Here is a 5,463-nt window from a genome sequence, read left to right as displayed (position 1 = left end):
CCCGTCCACCGGGGCGCCCCTTCGGGACGGTTCAGGACGGTCGGCCGCCCGTCACATCCGGCCGCCGACCGCGGCGACCGGGGACGGCACCGGGGTGCCGGAGCCGTCGCGGCGCGGGTCGCGCTCGGGGAGGGCGACCGGCTGGCCGGTGCTGCTGGTGCCGAGGGCGGGCAGCGGGCCGGCCCAGGCGAAGGCCAGGCCGTCCTCGCCGCGCAGGAAGCGCTGACAGCGGACGCCGCCGGTGGCCCGGCCCTTGCGCGGGTACTGGTCGAACGGGGTGAGCTTCCAGCTGGTCTGCTCCTCGCCGGCCAGCGTGCCGGAGGCGGCCGCGACCGACAGCACCACCGCGTCCTGCGCCGGGTCGACCGCGGTGAAGGAGAGCACCCGCGCGCCGTCGGCCAGCTTGATGCCGGCCATGCCGCCGGCCGGGCGGCCCTGCGGGCGGACCTGGCCTGCCTGGTAGCGCAGCAGTTGGGCGTCGGAGGTGATGAAGACCAGGTCCTCCTCGCCGGTGCGCAGCTCGACCGCGCCGATCACGGCGTCGCCGTCCTTGAGCGCGATCACCTCGAACTCGTCCTTGTTGGCGGGCCATTCGGGCACCACCCGCTTGACCACGCCCTGCACGGTGCCCAGCGCCAGGCCGGGCGAGGACTCGTCCAGCGTGGTCAGGGCGATCGGCCGCTCGTCGGCCTCCAGCCGGAGGAACTCGGAGACCGCCGCGCCGCCGGACAGCGCCGTGGTGCCCGGGGGCAGCGCGGGCAGGTCGATCACCGGAAGCCGCAGCACCCGGCCGGCCGTGGTGACCAGGCCGACGTCCCCGCGGGCGGTGGCCGGGACGGCGGAGGTCAGCACGTCGTGCTTGGCGCGGGCCGCGGACTCCTCGGTGACCGGCTCCAGGTCGAAGGTGCGGGCCAGCAGCCCGGTGGTGGACAGCAGCACCCGGCACGGGTCGTCGGCGACCTCCAGCGGCACCGCCAGCGCCGCGGACGGCACCGAGCCGGCCTCCAGCAGCACGGTGCGCCGCTCGGTGCCGAACTGCTTGGCGACGGCGCCGAGTTCGGAGGAGACCACGGAGCGCAGCTTGCTGTCGGACTCCAGGATCTCGGTCAGCTCGGCGATCTCCTTGAGCAGCTTGGCCTGCTCGGCCTCCAGCTCGACCCGGTCGAAGCGGGTGAGCCGGCGCAGCGGGGTGTCCAGGATGTACGCGGTCTGGATCTCGGAGATGCCGAAGCGCTCCATCAGCCGGTCCTTGGCCTGGCCCGCGTCGTCGCTGCTGCGGATGATCGCGATCACCTCGTCGATGTCGACGAGCGCGACCAGCAGGCCCTCGACCAGGTGCAGCCGGTCCTGGCGCTTGCGGCGGCGGAAGTCGCTGCGCCGCTTGACCACCGTGAAGCGGTGGTCGACGTAGACCTCCAGCAGCTCCTTGAGGCCCAGCGTCAGCGGCTGCCCGTCGACCAGCGCGACGTTGTTGATGCCGAAGGTCTCCTCCATCGGCGTCAGCTTGTACAGCTGCTCCAGCAGCGCCTCGGGGACGAAGCCGTTCTTCACCTCGATGACCAGGCGCAGGCCGTGCTCGCGGTCGGTGAGGTCCTTGACGTCGGCGATGCCCTGGAGCTTCTTCGCGTTGACCAGGTCCTTGATCTTGCCGATCACCTTCTCGGGGCCGACCGTGTACGGCAGTTCGGTGACCACGATGCCCTTGCGGCGGGCGGTGACGTTCTCGATCGAGGTGGTGGCGCGGATCTTGAAGGTGCCGCGGCCGGACTGGTACGCGTCCCGGATGCCGGACAGGCCGACGATCCGGCCGCCGGTGGGCAGGTCGGGGCCGGGGACGAACCGCATCAGGGTGTCCAGGTCGGCCGCGGGGTGCTTGATCAGGTGCCGGGCGGCGGCCACCACCTCGGCCAGGTTGTGCGGCGGCATGTTGGTGGCCATGCCGACCGCGATCCCGGTGGCGCCGTTGACCAGCAGGTTCGGGAACGCCGAGGGGAGCACCTGGGGCTCCTGCTCGGAGCCGTCGTAGTTCGGGCCGAAGTCGACGGTGTCCTCGTGGATGGACTCCACCAGCGACATCGCGGCGGCGGTCAGCCGGGACTCGGTGTAGCGCATCGCGGCCGGCGGGTCGTCGTTGCCGAGCGAGCCGAAGTTGCCGTGGCCGTCGATCAGCGGCAGCCGCATCGAGAACGGCTGCGCCAGGCGCACCACGGCGTCGTAGATCGAGGCGTCGCCGTGCGGGTGCAGCCGGCCCATCACCTCGCCGACCAGGCGCGCGCACTTGACGTGGCCGCGCTCCGGGCGCAGGCCCATCTCGTTGGCCTGGTAGAGGATCCGGCGGTGCACCGGCTTGAGGCCGTCCCGGGCGTCCGGCAGGGCCCGGGAGTAGATCACCGAGTAGGCGTACTCCAGGAACGAGCCCTGCATCTCGTCCACGACATCGACGTCGAGGATCCGCTCCTCGAAGTCACCGGGCGGCGGGGTGGGCGAACTGCGGCGGGCCATCGCTGCGGGGCTCCCTTGCGGTACATGCGGGACATGGGGGTGGTCGGACGCGGGCACGAACGCCCCCCATTGTGGACCCTCGGTGGGACAGCACCCGTCACCCGGGGCGCTTCCGCCGCTGGCGAACGCGCCCCGCGGCCGGACACCTGACGGCGGCACCGGGCGTTGCACCACAATGGGGGACGTCACACGCCCCCGGCCCGGACACTCCGGAACCGACGACGGGAAGGACCCCGCATGGCCAACCCCGTGCCCGCAAGCGGCCTCGCCATCACCGAACACCGCCTGGCCAACGGCCTGCGGGTGGTGCTCTCCGAGGACCACCTCACCCCGGTCGCCGCCGTCTGCCTCTGGTACGACGTGGGCTCCCGGCACGAGGTCAAGGGGCGCACCGGCCTCGCCCACCTCTTCGAGCACCTGATGTTCCAGGGCTCTGCGAACGTCTCCAACAACGGGCACTTCGAACTGGTCCAGGGCGCCGGCGGCTCGCTCAACGGCACCACCAGCTTCGAGCGCACCAACTACTTCGAGACCATGCCCGCCCACCAACTGGAGCTCGCGCTCTGGCTGGAGGCCGACCGGATGGGCTCGCTGCTGGCCGCACTGGACGAGACGTCCATGGAGAACCAGCGCGACGTGGTGAAGAACGAGCGCCGCCAGCGCTACGACAACGTGCCCTACGGCACCGCGTTCGAGAAGCTCACCGCGCTGTCCTTCCCCGACGGCCACCCCTACCACCACACCCCGATCGGCTCGATGGCCGACCTGGACGCCGCCACGCTGGAGGACGCCCGGACGTTCTTCCGCACCTACTACGCGCCCAACAACGCGGTGCTGGCGATCGTCGGCGACCTCGACCCGGAGCAGACCATCGCCTGGGTGGAGAAGTACTTCGGCTCGATCCCGGCCCACGACGGCAAGCAGCCGCCGCGCGACGGCGCCCTGCCGGAGACCATCGGCGCCGAGGTGCGCGAGCTGGTCCGCGAGGACGTCCCCTCCCGCGCGCTGATGGCCGCCTACCGGCTCCCGCACGACGGCACCCGCGAGGCCGACGCCGCCGACCTGGCGCTCACCATCCTCGGCAGCGGCGAGTCCTCCCGCCTCTACAACCGGCTGGTGCGCCGCGACCGCACCGCCGTCGCGGCCGGCTTCGGCCTGCTGCGGCTGGCCGGCGCGCCCTCGCTCGGCTGGCTGGACGTGAAGGCCGGCGGCGAGGCCACCCTGGCGCAGATCGAGGCCGCCGTCGACGAGGAGCTGGCCCGCTTCGCCGCCGAGGGCCCCACCGCCGAGGAACTGGAGCGCGCCCAGGCGCAGATCGAGCGCGAGTGGCTGGACCGGCTCACCACGGTGGCCGGCCGGGCCGACGAACTGTGTCGCTACGCCGTCCTGTTCGGCGACCCGAAGCTGGTCGACAGCGCCCTGCCGAAGGTCCTCGACGTCACCGCCGAGGAGGTCCGGGCGGTGGCCGCCGCGCGGCTGCGCCCCGACAACCGGGCCGTGCTGGTGTACGAGCCGACCGGTGGCGACGAGAGCACCGACAGCAACGACAGCGACGAGGAGGCGGCGGCGTGAGCGACTACACCCCCGCGATGGAGTTCCACCCGCAGCCCCGGCCCGGCACCCCCACCCCGTGGGCGTTCCCGGCCCCCGAGCGGCTCACCCTGGCCAACGGCCTGACGGTGCTGCACTGCCACCGCCCCGGCCAGCAGCTGGTCGCCGTCGACGTGGTGCTGGACGCGCCGCTGGCCGCCGAGCCGGAGGGCCTGGACGGCGTCGCCTCGATCCTGGCCCGGGCGCTGTCCGAGGGCACCGACACGCTCAGCGCCGAGGAGTTCGCGGGCGAGCTGGAGCGGGCCGGCGCCACCCTGGACGCGCACGCCGACCACCCGGCGATCCGGGTCTCGCTGGAGGTCCCGGCCTCCCGCCTGGAGCGCGGCCTGACCCTGCTCGGCGACGCGCTGCGCGCCCCCGCGCTGCCCGCCGACGAGATCGAGCGGCTGGTCGCCAACCGCCTCGACGAGATCGTCCACGAGCAGGCCAACCCGGCCCGGCGGGCCGCCAAGGCGCTGTACGCGGCGCTGTTCCCGGCCGACGACCGGCTGTCGCGGCCGCGCTCCGGCTCCACCGACACCGTCAAGCGGATCGACCGGGACGCGGTCGAGGCGTTCTACCGCGCCCACCTGCGCCCGTCCACCGCCACCGCCGTGGTGGTCGGCGACCTCACCGGCGTCGACCTGGCCGCGCTGCTGGAGTCGACCCTGGGCCGGTGGAGCGCCGACGGCAAGGAGCCGGCCGTGCACGGCCCGGTGGCCGGGGACGACACCGGCCGGGTGATCATCGTGGACCGGCCCGGCTCGGTCCAGACCCAGCTGCTGATCGGCCGGATCGGCCCGGACCGGCACGACCCGGTGTGGGCCGCGCAGGTGCTCGGCACCTACTGCCTCGGCGGCACCCTCACCTCCCGCCTCGACCGGGTGCTGCGCGAGGAGAAGGGCTACACCTACGGCGTGCGGGCGTTCGCCCAGGCGCTGCGCTCGGCCGCCGACGGCTCCGGCCGCGGGCTGCTGGCGATCAGCGGCTCGGTGGACACCGAGTCCACCGCGCCCGCGCTGCAGGACACCTGGACCATCCTGCGCACGCTGGCCGAGGGCGGCCTGACCGACGCCGAGCGGGAGGAGGCCGTGCAGTTCCTGGTCGGCGTCGCCCCGCTGAAGTTCGAGACGGCCGGCTCGGTCGCCGCGACCCTGGCGGACCAGGTCGAGCAGTACCTGCCGGACACCTACCAGGCGGACTTCTACCGGCAGTTGGCCGAGCTGGACACCGCGGCCGCCACCCGCGCCGTGGTCGCCGCCTTCCCGCCGGACCGGCTGGTCACCGTGCTGGTCGGCGACGCCTCGGCGATCGCCGAGCCGGTGAAGGCGCTCGGCATCGGGGACGTCACGGTCATCGCCTGACCGGATC

Annotated in this window: 3 protein-coding genes; 2 read left to right on the top strand and 1 reads right to left on the bottom strand. The window is 73.6% G+C overall.

Annotated elements, in window-relative coordinates; all coding sequences use genetic code 11:
* Positions 1 to 51 precede the first annotated feature (51 nt).
* Positions 52 to 2,502 (bottom strand): DNA topoisomerase (ATP-hydrolyzing) subunit A, encoded by a 2,451-nt coding sequence (locus tag ACFUEL_RS34175; protein WP_380241215.1) that lies wholly within the window; start codon positions 2,500 to 2,502, stop codon positions 52 to 54.
* 237 nt (positions 2,503 to 2,739) lie between these two features.
* On the opposite strand from ACFUEL_RS34175, the gene ACFUEL_RS34170 reads away from it, so the two are divergent.
* Together ACFUEL_RS34170 and ACFUEL_RS34165 are read left to right on the top strand one after the other, a co-directional pair.
* The gene (locus ACFUEL_RS34170; RefSeq protein WP_380241214.1) at positions 2,740 to 4,074 is read left to right on the top strand and encodes a M16 family metallopeptidase; all 1,335 of its coding nucleotides are present in this window, start codon (positions 2,740 to 2,742) and stop codon (positions 4,072 to 4,074) included.
* 17 nt (positions 4,075 to 4,091) lie between these two features.
* A complete protein-coding gene (locus ACFUEL_RS34165; protein ID WP_380241216.1) occupies positions 4,092 to 5,456 on the top strand; it encodes a M16 family metallopeptidase in 1,365 nt (454 codons plus the stop codon).
* The last annotated feature ends 7 nt before the right edge of the window (positions 5,457 to 5,463 follow it).

The organism is Kitasatospora sp. NPDC057198, assembly GCF_042670125.1.
Classification (GTDB): Bacteria; Actinomycetota; Actinomycetes; order Streptomycetales; family Streptomycetaceae; genus Kitasatospora.
Note: the sequence above shows the minus strand (reverse complement) of the source record. Positions and strands in the feature narration are given on the sequence as shown.

Coding starts and splice junctions, on each gene's coding strand:
- ACFUEL_RS34175 (WP_380241215.1), bottom strand. CDS start 2,502: ATGGCCCGCCGCAGTTCGCCCACCCCGCCGCCCGGTGACTTCGAGGAG.
- ACFUEL_RS34170 (WP_380241214.1), top strand. CDS start 2,740: ATGGCCAACCCCGTGCCCGCAAGCGGCCTCGCCATCACCGAACACCGC.
- ACFUEL_RS34165 (WP_380241216.1), top strand. CDS start 4,092: ATGGAGTTCCACCCGCAGCCCCGGCCCGGCACCCCCACCCCGTGGGCG.